We start from the raw sequence: 26,315 nt of genomic DNA, 5'->3' as shown, positions 1-26,315 counted from the left end.
CCCTCCGTCATTTTCGCTGAGCGAATGTTTATTGAACGACCTCATTATATAATCACTCTAATATTTTTTAATGTTTCATTATTCTGGTTTATTGTCCTTTTTTCGTTATCCCTTCACCGCGCCATCCGTCAGTGCCCGCACGAAATACCGCTGGAGAACGATGTACAACAGGATGACAACGAACGTCGTAATGACCATTCCGGCGAATACCGGGCCATAGCCGAACACGAACTTCTTGGCTGCCAATTGCGTCATACCGACCGTGATCGTATACATCTTCGGATCTGTATTAGCAATAAGAGGCCACATGTAATCCGTCCATACTGAGATGAATTGCAATATGCACAGCGTTGCAACGGTAGGTAAGGTTAGGGGGAAAAGAATTTTGATGAACGTCCGCCATTCTCCGCATCCATCTATTCTCGCAGACTCGCTTAATTCGCCCGGGAGCGCGCGGAAGGCGGCAGACATCAGCAATACGCCGAGCGGTACCGCGCCGCATATGTAAGGTCCGACCATACCCATGTAGGTGTTGATGAGCCCAAAATCCCGATTGATGAAAAAGACGGGCATGAGCAGCACAGGAGATGGCACGAACAAAACGGCTACGAATAACGCTTGCCATGTTTTCCGCCCGACGAAATCGATCTTAGCAAACGCATATCCCGCCAAGATACATACCGCTAGTCCGAAGATCAAGCTACTAGAGGTAATGATCAAAGTATTCTTATAATATAACGCGAAATTCGCCTTGCTCCACGCATCTGCGTAATTGTGCCACACCCACTCGCGAGGTAACGAGAATTGGCTAGCGAAGAACTCAGCATCCCGCTTCAGCGATTGAAGCACAACCCACAATAACGGATATAGCGACGTAATGGCGAACAGGAGTACAACCAAGGTCATGACTAGCCGTTTGATCATCGGGATTCCCCTTTCTCGCTGCTGAAGCTTCTACGTTGTAGGAGAGCGATAAGAGCAACGAACACGATTACGACGACGAACACGAGGAAAGCAACTGCGTTGGCGTAACCATAATGGTTCTCCTGGAAGCCTACTTTGTACACGAACGAGGATGCGATCTCCGTTAAGCCCGCCGGTCCGCCCTGGGTCATGATCCAGACGATGTCGAAAGCCCGGAAATCGTTCGCAATCGAGATGACAGCGAGCAGAGCAATCGTAGGAATGGTTAGCGGGAAAATAATGTTACGAACGATTCGCATGCCCGAAGCCCCGTCGATTCGTGCGGCCTCTAATAGCTCACCCGGAATCTTGATCATCGCGCCGAATAGAATGATCAGATTGAACGGTAGAGTTCTCCATACCCAGACTCCGATGACGGAGCCAAGCGCGGTAGATGTCCCCCCTAACCACGTATGCTGTAGCGCTGTCAATCCAAGCTCGCCTAGCAATTGGTTCAGCAAGCCGATCGTCGGTTCATAGATGAGCGACCAGATGACAGCGGATACCGAGAGCGGAATGATGTACGGCAGGAACAAAATCACGTTGAACACATGCCAGCCGAAGATCCCTCTGAATAACAGATAGGCGAGCCCAAACGCCAGCACGGTAGAAACGATGAATTCCACGCCCATGAGCACAAAGTTGTTACGCAGCGCGCCAATGAAGGAACTATTGCTTATCGCCTCTTTATAGTTAGCCCAGCCTACGAAATCCGTCAGCGGACCGATTCCCGTATAGTCGTACAAGCTCATTCTGAATGCGATGACTAATGGGTAAATCAGATAAAGCACGAAAAAGAACAGCGCAGGGAAAGCCATAATATACGCGGTTGTTTGACGCTTCCAGCCCCCTCTTCGCCATAGTGCTCGTTGCTTCATGCAAACCCCTCCTTAAATGTGCTCTCATCTTACCGTGAGGGGTTGCCGAGAACAACGAAATGTCTTCGGAGTTCTTGCGTTATCTTCGGATTCCAATTTATCGCTCCAATGTGGCGGTCGAACGAGATAAAGCCCAGAGGAGTATCCCCTGAGCCTTCTAGCATAACGATGTGGTTAGCGCGTTGCTTACTGGAAGACTTGAAGATCGGTCAATTGGAGACGGTAGCCGCTTTCCGCGCCCACGCCGTTCAACTTGGTCGCATAGACCCTAACATATCGATAACTCTGTCCCGGGAAGAAGAAGATCTGTCCGTCCCCCGCCTTGGCTTCCGGATAATTCGATTCCGTTACAAACCCCAACATGAACTATTAATTTCATTTCAAATATTGGATTTTATTGCCGGTTTGCCGGAATGTTGATCGGGAATGAAATTCTCACCTTCGTCCCTTTTCCTGATCCGCTCGTTATTTTAATGACTGCCGCCGTACCATAGCACAACTTTAATCTCTCTTCGATATTTCTCAGCCCATATCCCCCTTGAACCAGTTGATGAACATTGCTCAGTGCGTCAGCACGCATGCCGGGGCCGTTGTCCTCAATGGAAAACTCGACAAATCCTCCTTTCAAGTATCCGCGAATCTTTAACAAACCTTTGTTATCATTTCTGTTATCGATGCCGTGCTCAATGGCGTTCTCTACAAGGGGCTGCAGGATCAAATGAATCATCTCGCAGTCTAAAATCTGCTCTTCCACGGAGAGTGAAAATTGAAAAGAATGGTCGTGCATCATCAATTGGATATCCAAATACGCCTTAATATTTTCCAACTCTTCCCGGATGGAGATGACGCCTTTGCCTCGGTTCAACGTTGTTCGGTAGAACTTCGACAGCGAGGTTGTCAACAGACTGATATCCATCGCCTTCATCTTGATTGCCTTCCAGTTAATAAGCGAAAGTGAATTGTACAGGAAATGCGGGTTAATTTGCGCTTGCAGCGCCCTCATCTCCGCCTCTCTCTGTTCTTCGTGGCTTTGCCGCACCGTAGTAATCAATTGATTAATATTGCTCAGCATTTGCGAGATTCCCGCAGCAAGCTTGCCGACTTCATCTCGCGACGGATCATGTATGATCACCTGAAAGTCGCCTTGACCGATCAGTTTGATTTTCTTGTTCAAGTATTCAATACGGCGGACGAGCGTTCTTGTGAACACCCAGATGAGCAGCATAAGTATGAGCAAGCATACGCAGACGATAATCATTAACGTCCCAATAAAATCTCCTGCATGAATCATGAACTCCTTAACCGGGTAAAAATATGTGATTGTCCAGCCCGCTTCGGGAATTGGATTGGATATCGTTATATATTGATTCTTCTGAATGCCGTCTTTGAGCACCAAGTGGGCATCCGAAGCATTCATTTCTTCTCTTGCGTCACTCCCCCCTGGCCACTCGTTATGGGGAAAAATCACATTTTCCTCTCCGTCGGTTATGAGGACACTGTACTCCCTTGATTGTCCGTTGTCCAATGAGCCGATTACGGATTCGTACTTTAGCTCCACATAGAGCAAGCTTACGGAAATGCTGCCGGGATCGATCATCATTCTCTTGATCCCGAACAGCTTGCCGTTCTCATATTTCCAATGAGTCCGATTGCTTTTTATAACTTCTTCGAACCAAAGCGCATTGCGAAGACGTTCAATCGATTGAATCGAGTTCATGCGCCCCGGCAAATTGTTGTCCGTATACAGTATAATGCGATTAATATCTTCATTGTAAGTCAGCAAATTTTCTACAAGCGGATCGTATAGTCCGGTCAACTGCAAATATAAGGTGAACACATCCGTGTACGGAATGTTGACGATATCGGCAATCTGCTTGTTGTACGAGATTGAATCCGCGATCGCACTGTATTTCTGAAATTTATAATTAATATCTTCCGCGGCTTTCCTCGCGTTATCGCTTAAAGCCAGCCGAATTTGCTCTAACGAATATTTCTGCGTCTGCTTAAAAGAATACGTCCCCAGAGCAAGCATAGGGATCAGGACCACGATGACGTAAGACCATACGAGCTTGTACTTGAAGCGGAGGTGCCGGAAGTAGATAAAAGGTCTCTTCATCACTGCCCCCTACCTTCCCTATACTTCACCGGACTCATACCGAACCTTCTGCGGAATATCATGCCGAAATAGGAGGTGTCGGTATAACCGACCTTCTCTGCGATATCCTTGATTTTCATGTTTGTCTCTCTCAAGTACTGTCTGGCCCGGCTCAACCGGTATTCCGTCAAATACTTGACGAAGCTCTCTCCCATCTCTTTCTTGAAGATAGCGCTTACATATCTCGGTGACAAATAGATCTGCTCCGCGACCGTATCCAGACAAATGTCATTCTGATATTGGGCATGCACGATATTCAGAATGAGGTTGATCGCTCTTTTATCGCTTTCTCGATCCGGATCACCGCTGTTTTCCGATGATGCGAAGAACGCGCGGAAGACGACGCTTCGCAGTTGCTGAAGCGTTTGACTTTGAAAGAGCTCATTCACATACAGATTAAATTGTGCTTTGCCCCGGTAATCTTCCCCGCTCCTCAGCCTTTTTACAATTTCGGTGCAAGTGTACTTCACATAAACATTGGAGTAACCCGACTGATATTTAAACCGATCGAAAAGCGATTCCAGCGCATCTTCAATCCGTTCCTTCCCTCCCTGCTGAATCTGTGCATAGACATTAAGCACCGTCTGTTCGATCGGTTCATCGTTGCCCTGTAGGATAGGCAAGGCGTGCTCACCATCATCCGCATAAGCGACAAAGCTCTGATCGCAAAAAAACTTGTACTCGCTCAGTTGCTCCAGGCGTTGAAGCTCAACCCGGGCACTTTCCCAACTGTGCAGCTTGCCTCCCACAGTTAAAAAGACCAGTTCACCGAAAACTTCGGTTATTCGGTCTTTAAGCCGCTGCCACATCGGCCGCCAACCATCCGGCTGCCGTTCATGAACAGCAGCCTTAATGAACAGGACACTCTGATATTCGTTCAAATTCAAATAATAGGCATCGTCGCCGAACGCAGCCCGCATTAATTTACGAAACGCCTCATCGCATGAGATGAAAAGAGAGGTCCGATAATCAATGAGGGCCATATAGAGCGGAAGCGTGATCCGTTCCCGAGCGGCCTCCGACAGTGTTTGCCGCGTCTGATCCGATGCGGCTCCATTCAATAAATCCAGCAACGCTTTATCCTGCTCGTAGCGCTGTACTTGTTCATAGCCTTCGAGGAGGTCGGCCTCCCTACTGTGCCGAATCTCCTCTTCTTCGCACTGTGTGATTACTTCATTCACTACGCTGAGAAAGTCCTCCAGCACGACCGGCTTCAGCAAATAATGCACGACCTGTAGATGAATCGCCTGTACTGCGTAGTCAAACTCCCCGTAAGCGCTGAAAATAATAATTTTCATGCCCGGTGACAGCTCCCGCGCATTTCGCGCTAACTCAAGACCGTTCATAAACGGCATCTTGATGTCCGTCAGCAGAATATCGAAGCGCTGCTGTCGCAGTAAATCCAGCGCTTCGTTTCCATTTGATCTCAACTGGACGATCAGCGGCAGCTTGTATGCTTCAATCAGATGCCGGATGCCTTCCCGCTCCATTCGTTCGTCATCCACGATCAGAATCGTTCTCATCCCGCCGACCGCCTTTACTTTGTTCCATGCATGGTCAAGACGAAGCGGAATTTGCTATCCTCTTCATACCACATGGGAAAATTCGTTCCCCAAACATTATTGTGCAGCAGAAAATGGAAACCGCCATCCAGTGAAGGGAATTGGTTGTCGAAGCTCAGCAGCCTTCTCTCGCCGGGTGCCAGCAGCGGAGCGTCAAGCGTGTCCAGCTCCAAGGAGCCATCCGCACCGAAATAAGTCAACCCTTTGCCAACGGCATGCAAATTCCGGTTGCCGTCCTTGACGACATCAAGCGGTGACAAGCGTTCCCCCATCTTGTCCATCCGCCATAGATTGGGATTGTCCACCGCGGGCGCGAAGGAAAACCAGGTCGCCTCCGGCAGACGGTTCGCTTCCTTCCCGTGCCAATGCAGAATAACCGCCAAACTGTCATTCCGCCGGGAAAACCGATATTCCAGTATATAGCTTGCAGCGGCCCCGTATTTCGTCACGGCTTCCTTAGGCATCCGCAGCCTGACATGAACGACATCGACTTCAACATCGATATCGGCATCACTGTTGATTCCGTCCTTTTCTCCCATACACAAAATCATATCTTCAACATACGGCACATACAGCCGGTTTGTAGGAAGCGGCTGTATATTCTCCATGCCCGGCTTGCCGAAGTCGGAATCCGCCCACATATAAGTCTCGTGAATGTTCTCGATGTATCTCTCATACCACTCGTTATAGTTTTCCACGCCAAAGGATTGATAGCGCAGCACGCCCAGCCGGTGATCCCCGTCCGCCCACTGCTTGCCCTTCCCATCGCGCATAAACTCTATTGAACCGTCAGCGGCGAAGCTGATCTCAAACCCGCCCAGCGTGACCGGAATGCCCGGAAGCAGCTTCGTTCCGACTGGGAGAATAGCAGTGGGCGGCACAGGCACAAGTCTACGCCATGCTTCTTCCACTACCAGACGCCGTTCGTTGGCAAGAGCATCGACAGCTTTGGTCAAATAAGCGCGCTGCTCCTCCCAGGACTTCTCGAAGTGACTGTAAGTTAATGCCGCCGCTTCGGTCTCAAGCCGCTCGGCCCGCAGTGCCTCTGAACCGAGATCTTCGGCATGCATGCGGAATTGCCCCAGATAACGGTACTTGTCCGGCACCGCTTTGCCGTCCACTCGATCGCGGCGGCGCGCCGCTGCGAATGCAGACTTCTCATAATGGACAAAATCCGCCAGCCACGTCTTCTCATCAAGCCCCCACGTATGCTCGGCAACCAGCAGCAGATTGTCCGACAATTCGTCATGTTCCTTGCTGCCCGGCAGAAGCCGCCCCTCCGCAAGCCATTTGTTCCGCAACCGCAGCAACTCGCGGTAGCGGGCGACCTTGAGCGGATCGGTCGCAACACCGTGAATCCAACTGTCGCCGATCTCTTCCGTAACGACAGGAAGTCGCTCCTTGAATCCGGAGAGCGCCTTCGCGAAAGCGTCCATGGTAGACGCGACAATTTCCGCTCCGGGAAAGCGCAGCGCAAGCTCCGCGAATTGTTTGGTGATCTCTTCCGGTGTCGGCGGCCCACAATTATCCCCCGTATGCGCGAATACCATGGCTTCCTGCAAGCCTTCGATTTCCAGCACGTTGCCATAGTTGTCCGCATAATTCACGATAATTTCTGCGCCGCCTTCGCCCCGCCATACAAATACCGCAGGCACAGCGGGAACTTTGGATGCCGGATTGACGCCGAGATGCAGGTAGCGGATTCCGCTTTCTGCAAGATGAGGGATCATCGCTCGAGTGTGTCCGGGAACGTCCGTCATCTTCGCAGAAATCGTTGTTGCGCCGAACTGCTCATCAAGCCGCTTCGACAAAGACAGACCGTACCGAAACAGACTGGCGTCCATCAACTCCGTATGCGATGTGAAGGGCAATCCGTGCCAGACGATAAACCCCCGGCTGATGGCATGCGCCATCGCAGCCCGTTGCTTATCATCCACTCTTTTGAAATATTCGTGAATCAGCCAAGATCCTGTCGTCCAGACGAAACGCGCGGTTCCGCCCTCCTCCTCAAGCTGCTCCGCTAGGGCAATAGCTTGGGGGATATACAAATCGATGTAGCGATTCACAACATTTTCCGCCAAATCCGTAAAACCGATATCCAGATGGGTTTTGAACAACACATGTACTTTAGTTATGAGGGACATAGAACTCACTCTCTTTCTGACGGTATTCCGACGGCAGCATGCCGACATGCTCGCGAAACGTCTTGCTGAAATACTTCTCATCCTCATAGCCGACATTCCGTGCGATCACATAGATCGGGTCCTTCGTCGAGCTCAACCGCTCCTTCGCCCGCTCCACGCGAACCGCTTTCATATACTCGCTGAAGGTACGGCCAGTCACATCCTTAAATACTTTGCTGAAATAGCTGGTGCTCATTCCGATTTCGCGCGCCACAGCGCCAATGGTGAACGAAAGCTGCTCCTGCCTGTGAATGTATTGAAGAGACCTCACAATCGCCTCCAGCGTATCCGCGAAATAGCCCGATTGCATGATCCTGCTTTCCATTAAATCCCTGCAGGCATACATGTCTTTCTTGAATTGCTCCCAGCTCCGGTCAGTTTCCCGACCAAACTGTAAATGGTCTTTCGGATCGATTACCCAATGCGGATGCATAATTTGGTTCCATCGCTTGATGATGGCTTCCATAATGCGCTGATGACAGACGTACGGCCAGTTGCGCTGAATCAACTGTTCCAACCGTTGATTCATCAGTTTTACCGATAACACCCAGTCCATTGCCGTCCAGCTCCGGCAGACCTCCAGTTCCTCTTCCACGCTTGGAGCGACGGTTGCCGCACTCGACTTTTCCTCCTTCTGCACGGCATCACGCTGATCCCTATCCGACATCCGCTGTCGAATCCTCGTTAAAATCCGCTCAATATTGTCCTGCTCCAGCTCTGTCTTAATAATGTAATCCACGGCGCCCAGACGAAGCGCATCCTGAATGTAACGAAATTCCTGATGGCACGTCAGCACGACGCATACGACATGCGGGTAGTGGATATTCACCTGTTCAATTAACTGAAATCCGGACATTAACGGCATAGTCAAATCGACAAACAGCAAATCGATGTTCCTCTCACCCAACAGTTGCAGCGCTTTCTTGCCCCCGGAGGCGTCAGCCGCAACGCTCATTCCGAACCGTTCCCACGGAAAAGTGCTGACTATGCCTCTTCTCACCAGATGCTCGTCATCGACAACCATGACCTGAATCATGTAGATTTCCTCCCCAGCGGAAGCCATATTGAGACCTTGGTGCCTTGATCGGGAAGACTTTCAATATGAAATATGCCGTCTGCGCCGTAGCAGGACTGAAGAATTTGAATGACATAGTTAAGTCCGATACCCAAGCCGCTCCGATGCTGATCCTGTATATTTTGCCCCAGCAGTCTGTCCAGTTCCAAGGGAGACATGCCCGGACCGTTATCCGATACGACGATTTGCAGTTGCTCCCGATGAACACGCCTGACCTCAAGCGCGATTTTCCCATTCTCATCGTCCATACCGTGATACAGCGCATTTTCCAACAGCGGTTGGATGATGAACCGAGGGATTAAATCCTGCTTCGTCTCCTCATCAATTTGAAAGTGTACTGCGAATCGATAGTCATACCGAATGCTTTGCAGCTCGATATAGTCCTGCAGCGCATCCAGTTCCTCCTCAACGGTTACGAAGCTGCCTTCTTTGCCTAGATTATAGCGGAGCACTCTTGTCAGCACGATCACAAGACGGTTAATCTCATCGTTGCCATGTATTTTGGCCAGCCATTGAATCGTATTCAAGGAATTGTACAGGAAGTGAGGTGAAATTTGATGCAACACCTTCTCCACCTCAAGCTTGCCCCGGAGCCGCTCCTTGTTCTCGACCTCAGTCAACAAGGAAGCTACTCTGCTCCTCATCCCGCTGAACCTGTTCAGAATCAGATCGAATTCCAATACGCTGGAACCCGGAATCGACTTATCGAAATGGGTCGCCTCCATCGCGCCAATCGCTTTAACGATCTCCTTCATCGGACGATAGATCATCCGCCACAGAAACCAGAAGAAAAGGAAAGACAGCATGACCGAGACGATCACGATCATTGAGAAGGAACGAAACCAGTTGACGATCCCCTTGCGGTATTCGTCCTCTTTAACACCCGCAATGACTTGCCAGCCCTGATCGCTGCTGCTGTAGAAGAAATGATAGTTCGGAAAGCTCTCCAAACCTTTCCCTGTGCCGTACGCGCTCTCGGTATCGCTCGCATTAAAAACGATGCGTCCTGCGGAATCGGCCAGCAGATGAATCGAGGTCATGCCATAGCGGCTGACGTTAAGCGTCGTCTGCAGCTTGTTGAAGTTCGACTCGATATAGACATAAGCAGGCTGCTGATCTCCGGCAACGGCGGGCAAGTGCAGTTGCTTGACGACAGAGAACACCGTGTGTTTGCCATAGCGGTATGCGGATCGGTGGGGTCCGAAAAATATCGCGTCTTTGCTTTTCATGAACACCTTGTTGTCGAAAGGATTGTAATCGTTCATGACCTCAATATTCCGAAACAGAAACTGCTCCCTGTTCGGAAAATAATATGCCATAACGCCCAACGATTTGTTCGTATAGTTGACCAGCGTAACGTTCTGCTCGATTTCACCGGCAATGCGCCGCTTCTCGACCTGGTCCTCGCTGCGGAAGTATTCGCTCATCTTCTGGCCAATGCTGCCCTCGAAAGACAGCTCCAGCGAAGCGTAATCCAGGCTGCTTAACGTATCCTCCAAATCTTTGCGCACCTGAACCAATGTGTTCTGTATGCCCTCGTCGATATTATTTATAAGCATGGAATAGATGGTAGAATAAGACGCATAGCCGAGCAGCGAGAGCGGAATGATGACGCCCAGAAACTGAAGGACGAACAAACGATATTTAAGCGATTTGGATTTGTACTTCACCCAACGCAGCACTGACATCGCCATGCCCTCCCAATGGTGTCCTCATGTCTCCGTAACTCTCTCTATTCTTTCACCGATCCCAATACAATGCCATGAATAAAATACCTTTGAAGGAATGGATATACAATAAGTATCGGAATCATAGAAACGAATATTTTGGCGGCGTTCAGCGTCTTGTTGGATATTTCCATCAGCTTCCTAGCTTCCTCGGCAGTCATCAGGCTTTGCGTATTCAATTGCACGACAAGCTGCTGAATGTACGTTTGCAGCGGATAATTGCTCGGATGGTTCATCAGAATCAAGCCGTCGAAGAAGGAATTCCAGTGTCCGACGATACTGAATAGCGTCACTGTCGCCAGCGCGGGCAGTCCGATCGGAATATAAATCTGCAGCAAGGTGCGCCATGGGCCTGCGCCATCGACGAAAGCCGACTCCTCCAGTTCCTTCGGAACGCCGCGAAAAAAATTCAACAGCAATATCACGTTGAAAATCGGCACCGCTCCGGGCAGCACCAACGCCCAAATGGAATCCAGCATGCCCAATTTACTGATCGTCATATACCACGGAATCAGCCCTGCGTTGAACAACATCGTGAACACAAGCACCCAGGTGACGACATTTCTCCCCGGCAACTGGCGCGCCTGCTTGGAGAGCGGATAGGCCATCAGAATCGTCAGCGCAAAATTAATGATGCCACCGAGAGCAACCCGCTTCAGTGAAACGTAAAAAGCGTCAAAAAATTTGCTGTCCTGCAGCAGTTTCTCGTAGGATGACCAAGTGAATTTGACCGGCCACGCATAGACGATTCCGGCTGCCGCCGCCGATTTGTCGCTGAGCGATACCGCCAGCGTATGCCAGATCGGCGCCAGACACAGCAGAGCCGTTAGCGCCAGGAAGCCGATCAATACACCGTTCGCCGTTCTGCTGACCCAAGTTTGGGATCGTACCATTGCTTATGCACTCCTTGCTTGCTAGAAAATACGATAGTTGGCGAATTTGGCCGCCAGTCTGTAGGAGATGACGATCAGAACTAAACCGATAACGGATTTCAGCAGTCCGATCGCAGTGGCCAATCCGTACTGTCTGTCTACCAGTCCTACTCTGTATACATAAGTGTCGATAATATCGGCGGTTTCATAGACGAGCGGGTTGTACAAGGTGAACACCTGCTCAAATCCGGCGTTCAGTACATTTCCCAAGCTTAACGTTGCCAGCAGAACGATCGTTGGCCGAATGCCCGGCAAAGTCACGTGGTACAGCAGTCGAGTACGGGAAGCGCCGTCAATGACCGCCGCTTCGTACTGAACGGGATTGATCGCCGTCAATGCGGCCAAGTAAATTATCGTGCTAAACCCGAATTCCTTCCATACATCACTGATAATTAAAAGGGGTCTGAACCAAAAGTTGCTGGCCAGGAACATGACCGGCTCTGCACCGAACCAAGACAAGATGGCGTTGATGACGCCATCCAGAGTCAGCAGATTAATGATCACCCCGGACAGAATAACCCAGGACAGAAAGTGCGGCAAATAAACGACGGTCTGTACAATCCGCTTAAAGAAAGCAAGCCTGATCTCATGAAGCATAAGCGCAAAGGCAAGCGGCACAATAATTCCCGCAATGATTTTCAGAACGGCAATGAGCAGCGTGTTGATAAAAATTTGCTTGCTGTCTGGAAGCTGCAGCATATAGGTGAAATTATCCCAACCCACCCATGGCGATCCGCCAATGCCTTTCGCGGGTATAAATCGTTGGAAGGCAATGACAACACCGATCATCGGTACGATGCTAAACAGTGTGATGAGACATAGTCCGGGCAGCAGCATCAGGTAATAGTGCATCGTATTTCTGGTATTCTTCATTGCAATCACCACTTCCGCCTAATTGAAATGAAACAGAAAGGGGAGTTCAAATTCCTCTCCCCTTCCGGCACATTGATCTCTTAGTTTCCTACGGCGGCATTCACTTCCGCTGTAATTTCATCCCCGCCAAGCTTTTTCCATTTGTCCACGAAGGTGTCGAACTCCTCAGTACCTGAAGTTCCCAGAATAATACGCAGGAACGTTTCGCTTTCCAGCTTGTCCAGTACGCTTGCTTTGGTCAACATCGTTTCTGTCGTTCCGTAAAATTCGCTGTAGTGGAGGTTCATTGGCTCGGCCATCGCAGGACCGGACGAATTGACGACAACCCAATGCGCCCATGCATTCGTATCCTTCTTCGGCTCGTTCTTCTCTGCCAGCGCCATATCGTACCAAGCTTTGGCCGTCGCAACCGTTTTAAGGGCATCCGTCGTTTTGTTGCCTTCAAGAACATCCTTGGCCAACAGCGCGTCATCTTCAACCTGATTGAAATAGGCGATGGACAGATTGAACGGGAAGTTCGTCCAACTGGCGCCGATTTCTTTATATTTCTGTGTTTCCGGCGCTGCGGTGTAGACAGGGTCTTCTCCGACGACGGCTCTCTGCTGAACATTCAGCACCTTCATGACAGCCTCAGGATGCGCATAGCCTTTCCGAACGACAATGTAGCCATTATTAATCGGCGGCATTGGCGTATTAAATACACCGTTGCTGTCCTGAGGAAACGCGTACGCTGCCCATTCCGCTTTCGGATTGTTCTTGACCGTATCGTTCAGCGGCCACCACGGAATCCACCATGGACCGAACATTGCACCGGACTTGCCTCCCGCAATCAGTGCATTCTCCTCTTCCTGCTTATGAATGGCGAACTCTTTGTCAATGAGGCCTTCCGCATAAAGCTCGCGCAGCTTGGCTAGCGCGGTTTTCATTTCCGGCGCGACGGAACCGTAAGCCAGCTTGCCGTTTCCATCTTTCACCCATTGCTTCGGATAGGCGCCGAATGCAGCGAACAACGAATTCCACGTATGCAGCTGATTGTACTGCACCAGATTGGCATCCCCGGTCAAGCCGACGGAGTCAGGCACATGCTGCTTGAATGCCCGGAGAACCTCGGCAAGCTCGTCAACGGTCTTCGGCGCTGCCAGCTTTAAATTGTCCAGCCAATCCTGACGCAGCCAGAGCAATTGCACGCCGTTCGCCTTGACGTTCAGATCAGGCAAAGCCATCAGCTTGCCGTCGAAGGTCGATGTCTTGAAAGCAATGCCGTCACCCGTGGATTCATAATAGCCCTTCAGCAGCGGGGAAGCGTACTTCGCATACACATCGCTCAAATCTTCAATCAGATTGGCTTCCACAAGGCTGCGGAGATCCTTCTCCGTCGGCACGAACATGACGTCCGGCAGATTGCCGCTGGACAAGCTCAGGCTGAACTTCTGGTTGTAAGCGTCCCCTTGCGCGGTCCAATCGTGCGTAATTTTCACATTCAAGGTTTGCTCGATATAACGCGTATACCAGTTGTTCTCCAGCGTATCGCCTTCCGGCAGCTTGTTGTCTGGCGTATCCGGCTTGGACATCGTGAAGCTTACCGGGGTTTCGAATTTGCCGTAAGGATCAATCTGTTCCTCCTCTTGAGACGGGCTTGGGGAGGATTCCGCTCCACCGCTTGCGGAAGGAGACGAAGCCCCCCCTTCCTTGCCGGAATTGCCGCTGCATGCGGAGAGAACAAAGAGAAAAACCAGTAGAACAATCATGAGCTTGCCAAACGGTTTCTTCATGTGGTGTTGACCCCTTTAATGTTTATTGGTTTAATTGCTGTACGAAATTGAGCATTCGATAAATAATAACCGCTGCCTCCGCCCGGGTGACGGCGTCTCCCGGAGAGAACTTACCGTTCGCCCTGCCGTTCATCAGACCTGACTGCGCCGCCAGTTGAACGTCACCATCAGCCCAGCCGCTAATGTTGCTGCTGTCACTCCAAGTCTTGTTGGGACTGCTTGCACTTGCCTCGAAGCCATAGTCTTTCAATACTCTTGAGATTAACACCGCCATCTGCTCCCGCGTAACCTTACCGTCAGGATTAATAACCCCGGCGCTCACGCCTTGCGTCCAGCCGAGCATTAATGCGGAATACACATATCGCGCACGCCCGTCGCTCTCGTCCAGATCGGAGAAGCTTCCTTGACCATCAGAAGCGCTTACTGTTTCAGGACTGAAAGATTTGAGCAATAGCACCATCAGTTCGGCACGCCCTAACGGGGATTGCGGAGACAGCTTCCCTTCGTCTCCTACATCAATGATTCGGCTGCTGGCAAGAAACGCAATTTCCTTCTTCGCCCAGGAGCCTGCGATATCGTTGATTTTACGTCCGGACTCTACAAAGCCGTACGTCCCGCTTCCTCTGATCATCAAGGCCGTCTTGCCGTCAACGTTGGTGGAACGAACATAGCCGTAAGCTCCATCAGGCAGAAGGAGAACGGGAACGCCAGTCATCTTCTCATTCAGCTCCAGCAGCATGACTGCCGACTTTTTCTTGAAGGGGATATTGACTGATTTTCCGCCGACATGCGCGGTTATGCTGACAGTCAGGCCTATCAGGTTTTGCTCCACGCTTACTTCCAGTTCATATGCATTTGCTTCCGTGCCGAAAGCAGTCGTCGCAGCGCTCAGATCCAGTTCTGCGAGCGGCAATCGGTACGTATGTCCTTGCTCCTTCACAACGAGATCGGTCTTGTCGCCTTCACCGGTTATTATTGTTGCCGCAGGCACCCTCACTTTGACAATGCCATTGCTGCCTGTGGCATCAATGAGCAATTCCTTGCCCTGTTGCCCATTGGAAGGCTTGACCGTGTAAATCTGTATGGTACGGCCGTTTTGCGTCTCCTGGCTTTTCTCGAAGCCGTTGTTTTGCGGATTCGCTGAAATCACGCCTCCTCCGCCTGTCCCGCCGCCGGGGTTTCCCTCGCCAGTGTTTCCTCCCCCTGACGTTGCGGTTGCCCGGAGGGTGGCAGAAGACAATGTCGTCTCCTGGCTATCCAGCACTTTGAGCTTTAAGTAGAAGCCTTCGACATTTTGCGGCAGCTTCAGCTTCGTTTGCACTGTTTTTACCGCGTTGCCGTCCACGATTGCCGACTGCTGGCTATTGTTCTGTTCCACGCCTGCCGCATTGTACAGAATTGCGCTCACCGTCACAGCTTGTGCCTGCGGCTTGCGATTCGTAAGCTGGACTTGCGCAGTCAGCGCAACTCCTGGCTGCAAAGCGCTTACGGCTTGGCCGGCTGCATTGACGTAAGTGAAATTGCCGGCTGACAGCGGATCGGCATTCACCAGCAGTGCTTTGCGCAAGCCGACAACATAATCTATCGTCTTGTTGCTTCCGCGATCCGCGACTATGGATTCCTTCTGTACGAATGGCTTTAAGCCCGGGAAGGAAAATTCGAGAATCGCATGACCGTAATCCGCGCCTCCGCCGACAACCGTATCAACGTTTAGCTTGACATAGCGGGCGTTAACCGACGGGAAGTCGATCGTTGCCGGTGAACCGTCCCCATCCGTAACCGTCGCGACCGTTGTCCAATCGCTATTGTTGACGGACACGTCAATCGTGTAATGGGAAGCGTGGTTTCCCTGAGCTGGCACATAACGGACCTGATCAACGGGGACAATTGTTCCCAAATCGACAGTCAAATCCCAAGGCACATTGCTGCTTGATTGCGCATACGTACCCAAATCCCCGTCAATCGCCTTACTTGCCACATGCTGATTGTAGTATGGCGTCGTATTCATGGAAGCTGCCATTCGAATACTCAGCAAACTCTCGTCCAACTTGTAGGTTTGAATGACGGGCGCATCGCCCTCTTGATTAACGACGATAAGCTCGTCGCGGCGATCGGTATCGGCGTCGATTGGCGCGATGCGCAATTTCGCCGCGTTCGACAGACCGGAAAGCTCCGTAGAGACGACCGAACGATCGGATTTAATATTCAGAAACAGCTTGCTGTTTTTGGAAGTTACAACGACGAGGCGATCTGTATTTCTCGTTTGATCCGTGAGCTTGTACGATTCTGTACGTATGCCCACCGCTTTGACGAAGCTGGATGCTTCCAGCATCCCAGGGGCCAACTGTCCGTCCAACAGCGCCGCACTCTGTCCATACGGCACCGCTTCCAACTGGAATTGCAGCAGGGAATCGGACCATTTCACGCTGTAGATCCGGGCATTAAGCGCACTGTCTCCGGCTCGGCTGCGGAACACAATAATTTCATCAGGGTCGCCCTGCTTGTTAACCTCGGCAATCAGGTTTGCCGTTGCAATGCCGACAAATTGACCATCCGCATTGTCCAAAGCGATGCTGCTGCCCGTACCGAGCAGCCCGCTGTTGACGGAATAAAACTCCATCGACTTTGTTCCGCCATTTTGCTTGAGCAGGAGCAGTTCGTCGATACCGTCGCCATGCAAATCAATGCGCAGCGAGTCCAGCACGTTGCCGCTGAACAGATAGGGATGATAACGATTGGCATTATTCTCCTGCCAACTGCTCATTCCCGTATACTTGTCCAAATAAGTCCGCTGCTGATCGCTCCAGCCGGCCGCCAATGTACTCTGCCAGTAATTCAGCGGTGCATTGTCCACCTTGTTGGCAATAAACTTCTCCTGGTCCTCGTCAAACCATGCCTTCAAATCCGTTGGCGGATTGCCCGCACTGCCGGGATCAAGCAGCATTTGCTTCAGCCGCTTCATGGCCAGCCGCTCCGAATAATCGGCTGCCTGCTCGTAATTGCCCCGATAAGGCGCAGCATACGGAATATTCATATTGAAAAAATACCAAGGCGGCTCGAACTGGATGATTGCCGCTCCCTCGGCGAGCCCCTTCAGCGCATAAGCGCCCATCAGTTCTACAGGCATGTTATTTTCACCAAACAAATAATATTTCTGGTTGAGTGAATTGTTCATTTCATGCCAAAACCAGTTTTGAACCGACATCCCCCATTTGGCGGCCGTTCTGTTCTTGAACGGGAATTCCGTGAAAGGCTGCTTCCACTGCAAGTAATCGTAGAAGTCTTCTCCGATCTTCGCATCCCAATAACCCAGCATGGCCGTAGGGTGATAGTTGTTATTGGCCCAGTTGAAGATCATATGATCTCCCAGCTTCTGCTCGGCGTAGTCTTGCAGTGAGCTGTAAGGCGCCGTTTCAAAATAAGGCTTGTTCTGTGGATCGTATACATAGCGCTTGCTGCTGCTGTCTGCGGGAAATTTGACGAGCCAGCTGGAATCGCTCCAATCGACCTTTAAGCCTTTTTCGGCAGACGCATCAATGAATGCGCGCACAAGCTCCTCGTCGAATTGGAAGCCGCCTTGTCCTTTGTTCACCCGCCATACCAGATCAGAGCCATAGGCTTCATGGAGGCGGATACCCGCCATTGCCTGCGGATAAGCATCCTTCAGCCCCTTCAAGGTGTCTACGTCCATAGACAAGCCGATTCTGCCTGGCCCGTTCAAAGACGCATAGAGCGGAGGGGGTGGCAAGCTCGCCAAAGCGCCGTTCTGATTCGTCGCGATGCCCGAGGAGTAGATTTCCAGATAGACCTTGATCAAGCCGCCTCTATCCTCGAAATATTGCAATGTATGCTTCAACGCAGCGTCAATCCGGTCAAGCGGCTGAGCGTTGCCTGAGCCCCACCCCTCACGCTTGTAGTGATGCGTCGGATATAATAGAACCGCTACGTCATACTGATCCGACAGCTCGTTGAGGCTGCCGTAAATATTGCCGAGCGCGGCGTCAAGCTGATTGAAATCATTTTTGTACAAGGATACCAGCTCGTTCTCACCGATGCCTTCATCGATTTCAAACAACAACGTCTGCTTCGCCGCTTCGGCAGCGAACTGCACCGTGTAGGTTGCAGTCGTTGTTTCATCCGCCGCCGTCACATGAATGGAGGCGGTCCCGGGCAGCTGCGCCGCCTGTGTTACCGTCACGACCGCTCCGGCTGCTGCGGCGGTTGCGCCCACAACCGGAAAAGGCTGCGATTGCGACGGCGCCTTGATCAAGTAACGCCCCTTTTCCGGTTGGAAAACAGCTAACGGAACACCGGCGACCGTAATTTCGCTAAGTCGGGCATCAGCGGCAGGCACACTCTCCCCATAGTAGAAACGAACGTTATACGTCTTCGTACCGCCACCCCCGGTTATTCTGATTTTCCCCATACCCGGTACTGAATCCGCTTGTACAATAGTGATACTATCATTTGCAGAGGCGGATGACGCCTGAATGCGCGGAATCATTGCAGCATCTTCAGCAACTTCGAAGTCATAGTCGAGCACTACGGGATCATACCCTGGGAGAGCCGTCCCGTTAATCCGAATAGATTGCAGATCAAGCGCAATGCTTTTCGGCACTTCTCTGGTGACAATCCCAGCCGACTCATTGCCGCTTTGATCAACGGATTTTACGGTCAGCGCATACTCCACACCATTCGTTAAGCCGGTAATATTAGCGTTACGTTCTCCTTTAGCAATAGTCTCGATGAGTGATTCATCCTGGTCATAAATCCGAACCTCTTTGAAATCGGCGTCCGGCGGATCCATCCATTGCAGAGAGAGCATTTCGTTGCCTGGAACGGTGGCAAGCTGCGTCACTTCCTCCGGAGCAAAAGTATCCACTGCCACACCATACACTTCCACTTCTTTTATCGCTTGATTTGGATTGCTAATAGCCGAAACTTCAATATGCACATAGCGGGCTTTCACCGGTGCAAAATCGTAGGTTTTTCCTGCTTCTACACCAGCGTTTTCTTGAGCCGCCGTGTGCCAAGCCGTCTCGTCCTTCGACGTTTGTACTATGAAAACAGTCGGATATGCGCTCGGGTGGGGCTTCATTACGACCCGATCGACGACATAAAGCGCTCCCAAATCAATGGTCAGGCTCCATGGATCATTGGACTCCACCTGCGACAGCGTGTTGTCGTCTCCATCAGTCATATGCGCCGCGACCTGCCCCCAAGATGCTGGCTTGCTCATCGTAACCGTCTTGCCCAAAGCCAAATTCACGGGAGCCGCTTGGGCAACCCGCTGCTGTCCCCCCAGTGCGGAAAAGCTGCCTGTCACCATGATCAGAATCAATAACCATAGGCTGCTTTTTCTTCTCATCTCGTTGAAGTACCTCCTTCGCTGCTCTATTGATCTCTACGTCCCAAGTATAGCAGTCAAGCCCAGAATGACAGGTCAGAATAACCTCTAATGCTACGTCGAATTACATCTCCTGTTTAGACGGCAAAAGCGGGGATTTCCCCCCGCTTTTCGCTGAATGCACGATGACACGTTATGGATTAATCTCTATCTCGCTGATCGCGTAATGCGACCAGGTTGTATAGGCCGCATTGATCTTCAAACGTACATACCGTTTGTTCTGAGCCGTAAACGAGGACAGCTTCATCTCTCGCGTATCATTGTTAGTACTCCAACTCACGTCTCCTGAAGCATACACACTGCTCCAGTTCGTATTGTCCGAGGATACTTCAATGTTCCAGTTTTTGAGGCCCTGCCCCTGCGCATAAGCAGTGAACAGCTTAATCTGGCTGAATGCTCTGGCACGTCCGAAGTCGAACGTTACGTACTGCGGGAAAGACGGGCTGTCGCTGCTGACGAAGGATGATCCCAGATCCCCGTCCTTGATACCGATCAGCGGAAAGCTGTAGCCCGTTCCGGAATACATCAGCATCGCTTGCTTGGCCAGATTGGCGGAGGACATATCATAAATACCCAGCTCACGGATTTCATGGCCGGAATTCGCGCCGCCGCCATTAACCGATGTAACGTCAAGCTTGACGTATCTGGCAGTGACGGGTATAAAATCAATGATTTTACCTGGCTCGCCGTAGGCATTGGCTACAACCGCGACACTGGTCCAAATCGTATTGTCCGATGACACGAGAACCTCATAATCCTTGGCGTAGCCCTGCGTTGGCTCGTTGTAAATTTCAAATTCGCGGACAGCGTGTCCCCAGCTGGCGCCGCCGCCAACCTCAACTGTAACATCCAGCTTCACATACCGTGCCGACACGGCGCCGAAGCTGTAGGCTTTGGCCGAACCCGTGCCCGTCGTCTCGGTCGCGACAGTCGTCCAAATGACATTGTCTGTGGAAGTTTGAATTGTATATTGGCTGGCATAGCCGCCGCTGTCCGGCTTGACTACGACTTTGTTGACCATCTGCGCGCTCCCCAGATCTACAGTCAAATCCCAAGGAACGTCGCTGTTCGACTGCGCATAGGTCGCGCTGTTGCCATCAATTGCCGCGCTGGCGGGATGTCCGCTGTACGCCGTCGTATTCATGACGGCCGTCTTGCCGATGGCTATGTTCGTGCCTCCGGCATCCAGCTCATTGCCTGTCGTCAGAACAAACCTATCGAATGTCCGCGCCGATCCGAGATCGATCGTCAAATCCCACGGTGTATTGCTGTTCGAGATGGCGCCTGTCGCTTCATCTCCATCAATCGCGTTGGCAGCTGGTCGTCCAGCGTACGCTGTTGTATTCATGGATGCAGTCGCTCCCGAGACAAGATTGGCCTCTTGTGCCTCATCGTCCTTGTCATAGATACCGATTTCATGAATGGCGTGTCCCCAGCCAGCGCCGCCGCCAACCTCTGCCGTGACGTCAATCCATACATAGCGGCCACTTGTTTGCATGAAATTATACGTTTTGGGAGTCCCGTTGCCGCTTGTTTCAGTCGCCACAGTCGTCCAGTTGATCTGATCGTTAGATACTTTAATGGCATATTGGCTGGCGTAATTGCTGGTATTCGGTCTCAGAACAACTCGATCGAACGACTTAGCGGCCCCCAAATCAAGCGTCATGTCCCAAGGCACATCACTGTTCGACTGAGCATAAGTCGATGTGCTGCCATCATTGGCATGGGAAGCCGGATGTCCGCTATAGTTGGCCGTACTCATCGTCGCCGATTGATTTAGCGCAAGATTGGGCGCAACGCTCAGTCGGACGACTTCATAGGGATTCATCGCAATGGCGTAAGTCCCGTTGCCGTTATCGGTCAGCTCCTTGTTCTTCAGCGGCATCCAGCTGCCCTTGCTGTCATACATGCCGGACTCTGCCTGGATGATTTCTCCCTCGAAGGTGAATGTGCCGGACTTGGCGCTCATCAGCGCAATTCTGTTCCGGCGGATCAAATCCTCCGTGAACGCAATGCCGATTCCGGCATTGGAAGTGTCGTATTTAATATTGAACCCGGCAACCGGCAGCGTAGTGCTGGAGGAGGCCAGTGTCGTACCCTCGGCATTATAGTACTGAATTTCATTCGTGCTGTTGTTGTTCTTGCGGAGCGTAAGATAGAACAGCGCTTTATTCAGCATTCCGAACGTGCTGCGCACCTCTTGCGTATGCGCGTAATTGTCTTTGCCGTTCACGTCCAGCAGCGCGATGTCAGTCGTAACCGTCGCCATTGCCAGACGGTATATCTCCGCGCCCGCGCCGTTAGCCGCCAGCACATCGATTATTTTCTGCCGGCTGTCGGCTGCGGAGCCATCCTGCTCCGATAGATGGGGCAAATTGCCGCCGGTGGAGAAATAGTTCGTCAGCCGATTGTATAACGTCGCCTGATTGACGCCATACGTGTCATATCCAATGAAATCTACATTCGGGGCGAGATTTCGCATCTTCGTAATATCCTCGTCAACCGACGTATATGGGCTGATGAAATTAACTCTTGTAAACATTTTCTTCGTGGAGTTCTTGAACCAGCCCGCAACGCGATTCAAATAAATGGCCAGACGATCTTCGCTAAAGCGAACCGCATTCGTATATCCGCCTGCCGTATATAGGCTGTTGGAAGCCGCGCTGTAATCGCGATCCGTCTCCGCCATCGTCGGTTGATGCTGCATAATGGTGGGCTCATTCTGCACTTGAATACCGATTACGACGTCGTCTGGATCATTGGACTCCAGATAGTCCATCAGATGATTGATGGCATTCTCCTCCGCCGCATGCGTATCGGGGTCTTCCCGGGACAACGCGATTTTATTGCCGTCCCCCCAGGTAGAATAGCCCGCTCCCAGTATGCTGCCGTCGCTCTTGAGAATTCTGTCGTACACTGCGGTATTGGTCAAATAATCGGGAATCATCTCCGACCAGGCCGAACCGCCGACATCAGATCCGAACCATAGCAATTCCATCTTCAAGCCGTATTTTTTGGCTTCGCTAATGGACCAGGCCACGTTGGTGTAATCGAAAACATTTTGGCTCGGCTCAACCTCTCGCCAGGCAACCGGAACCTGAACGACGTTCACATTCAATAACCTCGCCCAGCGGAAGAGCCCTTTGTCGCTCATCTGAGCATTCGTCAGTCCGGCATACCTTCTCCACGAATCCGTACGGATCTGCACGCCGTCCGTTATATAAGGCTCACCGCCGACGCTGATCACTTTCTTGCCGTTCTCCAGCGTAATTATTTCCGAAACTGTTTCGTTTGCGAAAGCAACTGCGGGCGTCACGGCAACACAAGCCATGATGCTCACCATCAGACAAATCAGCATTGTTCTGGACATTTTGCGTCTTGACCTCTGATTCCCCTTCATACTTTCCCTCCCATTTTCTTCACGTATCATTTTTGATTGCTCAAGGACGGACAAGCTTGACAACCTCATACGCATGCAACGCAACGACAGCTTTGCCATCGACAATCTGACATGCCTTTTCCATCGTCTTCTTCCACTCCCCGCTGGAGGCGAAATGGCCGTTCTCAGCACGATTAGCTGTAAAACTCGTGATCGCGAAGCTCCCGCGCTTATAGCTCATCAACACGATATCCCCTTCATTCAGTAAAGAAATGCCGATGCCGCCCTCCTTGCTGTCGTACGAAATTTCGTAATCTCCCAGCACTTGTGTCCCGCTGAACGCCGGATTCGTCTGCCCTTCGCCGTTAAAAAACCGGATTTCGCTGCCGACGCTGTTTCTGCTGCGCGCCAAGGCTTCATTGGCTTTGTTCAGCATGCCGTACGTTAGTCTTACTTCTTCGCTCCAAGGCCGCGCATCCTTGCCCGTCGGGTACAGCAAATAGTTGTCGTCCGCATCCACATATCCCGCGAGCTGATAAACCGAGACGCCGACACCGTTTGCTGCGAGCAAGTCCATAATTTTCTCCGCACAGCCATGAAGCCCGCCTTCCAGCTCTCCCAAGTGAGGCGCATTGCCGCGCTTAAGAGACAAATCGCCGGTAAGCAGTTCATAGATTTCCGCTTGGCTTTTTCCGTAGGTGTCATAACCGACACAGTCAACATGCGGCGCGTTGCGCAGCACTCTGTCGGTATCTTCGTCAAACCCGAGATCCAGATAAGGATGAATCCAATTGACGCGTGTAAAAAGAGGGTGTGACGATGCCTTGACAAAGCTCGCCACGGTGTCCAAGTATCCGGTTAAGCTGTCTTTGGAAAAATCAAACGCGTTGTCATAACCTCCTTCCTTATACAAGCTGTTGCAGCGGGCGCAATGACAGCGGTCCGTTTCATGCAGCACCGGATTGTGCTGAACAAGAGACGGCTCGTTCTCAACTTGAAAGCCGATAACGATCCCTTCCTTGTCATGTTCATGCAAATAGGCCATCATTGACGTGATCGTATGGCGCTCCGCCTCCAGCAAATACGGATTTTCCACGCAAAGTGTATATTTCTGGCCATCTGAAGGATGAATCGTATCTGCGCCGAGGGCAGTCCCGTCCTGAAAAAAAATTCGGGTATAACGCTCAGGGTCGCCGGTAATCCAGTCTGGCGTCATACTGTGCCAGCCTGCTCCGCAAACATTGGATCCGAACCAGACAATTTCCAGTTTTAATTCATATTTGCGGCATTCAAGCAGCATCCAGGAGAGTGCCGACCATTCAAATCGCCCTTGCGCAGGCTCAATTTCTTTCCAGCAGAGCGGTATTTGCACCGTATTGCAATTGAGCTTCTTGGCCCAGCCGACAATGCCGATCTCGCTTAGTCTCTCGTAGGTCCAACCTGCCTGAATAACCCAACGGTCAATGCGGATTTGCGCGCCGAGCGTCAAGAACGGCCTTCCATCCACGATCAGCGCTTTTTTTCCGTTATCCAGCATCTTGCATTCGGTTATCGGCAACCTGAGAGATTCCTTCATGCCAACAGCTCCTATGCGCAGTCTCCACGCTTATTCTTTTACAGACCCAAGCACAATGCCCTTCGTAAAATACTTTTGCAAAAACGGGTAGATGGCCAAAATGGGCAGCATGGAAATCAAAATTTTTGCCGTGTTCAACGTTTTGTTGGAAACCTCGGACAGCCGTTTAAGCTCTTCTACCGTCAAGTTGGCGAAATTTCGTTCCGATACGACAAGCTGCTGAATGTACGTCTGCAACGGGTAATCCTTCGGGTCATCCATCAGGATCATGCCGTCGAAGAAGGCGTTCCAATGGCCGACGATTGTAAACAAACCGATCGTTGCCAGTGAAGGCAGCGAAAGCGGTACGTAAATTTTCATCAGCAGTACGATTGGGCCTGCCCCGTCCATGCCTCCGGCATCCTGCAGCTCCTTGGGCAGCGCGCGGAAGAAATTGATCATCAGAATAACATTAAAGGCGGCTACCGCGCCGGGGATGACGAGCCCCCAAATCGTATTCGTCAAATGAAGCGTCTTGATCGTCATGTACCAGGGGATCAGCCCGCCGTTAAAGAGCATCGTGCTTACAATGATCCAAATATAAAGGTTTCTGGACCGGAATACTTCCGTCTCCTTGGACAACGGATACGCCATGAGAAGCGTCAGTATCATGCTGAGGCTGCCGCCTAGCAGTACCCGCTGCACAGAGATCAGAAACGACTTGAAAAATTGGACATCATTAAGCAGCAGTGTATAAGCGGACACGGTAAACTTCACCGGCCAGAAAAAGACGTAGCCTGCCGCTACCGATGACTTGTCGCTGAACGAAACTGCAATGGAATGGATGAATGGCGCAAGGCAAAGCGCTGCGGCCGCACCGGCGACCAAATACAACAATCCATTTCCCAAGCGGCTATCAAATCTAGAAAACACATGCTTTCCCCCAGCCCAAAACTCAGAAAATTCTGTAATTTGATAATTTACGAGCCAGCATATAAGAAATTATAATGAGCAGGAACGCAACAATGGATTTCAGCAAGCCGACAGCTGTGGCTAAGCCGTACTGCATTTCAACAAGCCCTACCCGGAACACGTACGTATCGACGATATCCGACGACTCATAGACAAGCGGATTGTACAAATTGAAAATCTGATCAAAGCCCGCATTCAGAATATTGCCAAGACTTAAAGTAGAGAGCAGAATGATCGTCGGCACGACGCCGGGCAGCGTGATGTACATCAGTTGCTTGAATCTTCCAGCACCATCGATGACTGCCGCCTCGTATAAATTGGGATTAATGCCTGCAATGGCCGCCAGATAGACGATTGTACCGAAGCCGAACTCCTTCCATACGTCCGTCCCGATCAGAATCGGTCGAAACCAGAAGTTGCTGGCCAGGAACATGACGGGATCGACGCCGAACAGACTCAGCAATTGATTAACAATACCGTCAAGGGAGAATAAATTCGTAATGATGCCCGCCAGGATGACCCATGAAATAAAGTGCGGAATATAAACAATCGTCTGAATTGTGCGCTTGAACCATGAACTGCGCAGCTCGTTCAGAACTAACGCGAAAATGATCGGTACGGCGAGACCCGCGACAACTTTCATGGCGGCGATAATAATTGTGTTCAGGAACACCTGCCTGCTGTCCGGAATCTGGAACATGAAGGCAAGGTTGTCCATCCCAACCCATGCGGAATGCAGTACGCCTTTGGCGGGAACGAATTTCTGAAAGGCGATTACGATTCCTGCCATGGGAATGATGCTGAACAGAAACAGCACAAGCATGCCCGGCAGCAGCATCAGGTGATAGATTAATGACTCGCTTCTGTTTCTCATAAAGCGGC

Annotated in this window: 16 protein-coding genes; all 16 read right to left on the bottom strand. The window is 51.2% G+C overall.

What is annotated here, in order from left to right; genetic code table 11:
* Positions 1-105: 105 nt before the first annotated feature.
* Positions 106-924, bottom strand: coding sequence for a carbohydrate ABC transporter permease (locus K7P76_RS28470; protein WP_232189462.1), 819 nt, complete (start codon positions 922-924; stop codon positions 106-108).
* Positions 921-1,841 carry a carbohydrate ABC transporter permease gene (locus tag K7P76_RS28465; protein ID WP_232189461.1) on the bottom strand — a complete coding sequence of 307 codons (921 nt, stop codon included), beginning with the start codon at positions 1,839-1,841 and terminating at the stop codon, positions 921-923. Before K7P76_RS28465 ends, K7P76_RS28470 begins: the two co-directional genes overlap by 4 nt.
* Positions 1,842-2,027: 186 nt before the next feature.
* Positions 2,028-2,204 (bottom strand): hypothetical protein, encoded by a 177-nt coding sequence (locus K7P76_RS28460; protein WP_232189460.1) that lies wholly within the window; start codon positions 2,202-2,204, stop codon positions 2,028-2,030.
* Positions 2,205-2,235: 31 nt separating this feature from the next.
* A complete protein-coding gene (locus tag K7P76_RS28455; RefSeq protein WP_232189459.1) occupies positions 2,236-3,957 on the bottom strand; it encodes a sensor histidine kinase in 1,722 nt (573 codons plus the stop codon).
* Entirely contained in the window at positions 3,957-5,519 is a 1,563-nt protein-coding gene (locus K7P76_RS28450; RefSeq protein WP_232189458.1) for a response regulator transcription factor, read from the bottom strand. Before K7P76_RS28450 ends, K7P76_RS28455 begins: the two co-directional genes overlap by 1 nt.
* Before the next feature lie 14 nt (positions 5,520-5,533).
* Entirely contained in the window at positions 5,534-7,702 is a 2,169-nt protein-coding gene (locus tag K7P76_RS28445; RefSeq protein WP_232189457.1) for a DUF5054 domain-containing protein, read from the bottom strand.
* Positions 7,686-8,777 carry a response regulator transcription factor gene (locus tag K7P76_RS28440; RefSeq protein WP_232189456.1) on the bottom strand — a complete coding sequence of 364 codons (1,092 nt, stop codon included), beginning with the start codon at positions 8,775-8,777 and terminating at the stop codon, positions 7,686-7,688. Before K7P76_RS28440 ends, K7P76_RS28445 begins: the two co-directional genes overlap by 17 nt.
* Positions 8,774-10,504, bottom strand: a complete 1,731-nt coding sequence (locus K7P76_RS28435) for a sensor histidine kinase (protein WP_232189455.1) — start codon at positions 10,502-10,504, stop codon at positions 8,774-8,776. The genes K7P76_RS28440 and K7P76_RS28435 overlap by 4 nt, the downstream gene beginning before the upstream one ends.
* A 44-nt stretch (positions 10,505-10,548) precedes the next feature.
* A complete protein-coding gene (locus tag K7P76_RS28430; protein ID WP_232189454.1) occupies positions 10,549-11,436 on the bottom strand; it encodes a carbohydrate ABC transporter permease in 888 nt (295 codons plus the stop codon).
* Positions 11,437-11,457: 21 nt separating this feature from the next.
* A complete protein-coding gene (locus K7P76_RS28425) occupies positions 11,458-12,348 on the bottom strand; it encodes an ABC transporter permease (protein WP_232189453.1) in 891 nt (296 codons plus the stop codon).
* An 80-nt stretch (positions 12,349-12,428) separates the two neighbouring features.
* Complete coding sequence (locus K7P76_RS28420; RefSeq protein ID WP_232189452.1) at positions 12,429-14,120, bottom strand: extracellular solute-binding protein; 1,692 nt, start codon at positions 14,118-14,120, stop codon at positions 12,429-12,431.
* A 22-nt stretch (positions 14,121-14,142) separates the two neighbouring features.
* Positions 14,143-19,488 carry a discoidin domain-containing protein gene (locus tag K7P76_RS28415; RefSeq protein WP_232189451.1) on the bottom strand — a complete coding sequence of 1,782 codons (5,346 nt, stop codon included), beginning with the start codon at positions 19,486-19,488 and terminating at the stop codon, positions 14,143-14,145.
* A 172-nt stretch (positions 19,489-19,660) separates the two neighbouring features.
* Positions 19,661-22,897, bottom strand: a complete 3,237-nt coding sequence (locus tag K7P76_RS28410; RefSeq protein ID WP_232189450.1) for a discoidin domain-containing protein — start codon at positions 22,895-22,897, stop codon at positions 19,661-19,663.
* Between the two features lie 70 nt (positions 22,898-22,967).
* A complete protein-coding gene (locus K7P76_RS28405; protein ID WP_232189449.1) occupies positions 22,968-24,482 on the bottom strand; it encodes a DUF4978 domain-containing protein in 1,515 nt (504 codons plus the stop codon).
* A gap of 30 nt (positions 24,483-24,512) precedes the next feature.
* Entirely contained in the window at positions 24,513-25,394 is an 882-nt protein-coding gene (locus K7P76_RS28400) for a carbohydrate ABC transporter permease (protein WP_232189448.1), read from the bottom strand.
* A 22-nt stretch (positions 25,395-25,416) separates the two neighbouring features.
* A complete protein-coding gene (locus K7P76_RS28395) occupies positions 25,417-26,307 on the bottom strand; it encodes an ABC transporter permease (protein WP_232189447.1) in 891 nt (296 codons plus the stop codon).
* Between the last annotated feature and the right edge of the window lie 8 nt (positions 26,308-26,315).

Source organism: Cohnella silvisoli (genome assembly GCF_021190915.1).
Classification (GTDB): domain Bacteria; phylum Bacillota; class Bacilli; order Paenibacillales; family Paenibacillaceae; genus Cohnella; species Cohnella silvisoli.
Note: the sequence above shows the minus strand (reverse complement) of the source record. Positions and strands in the feature narration are given on the sequence as shown.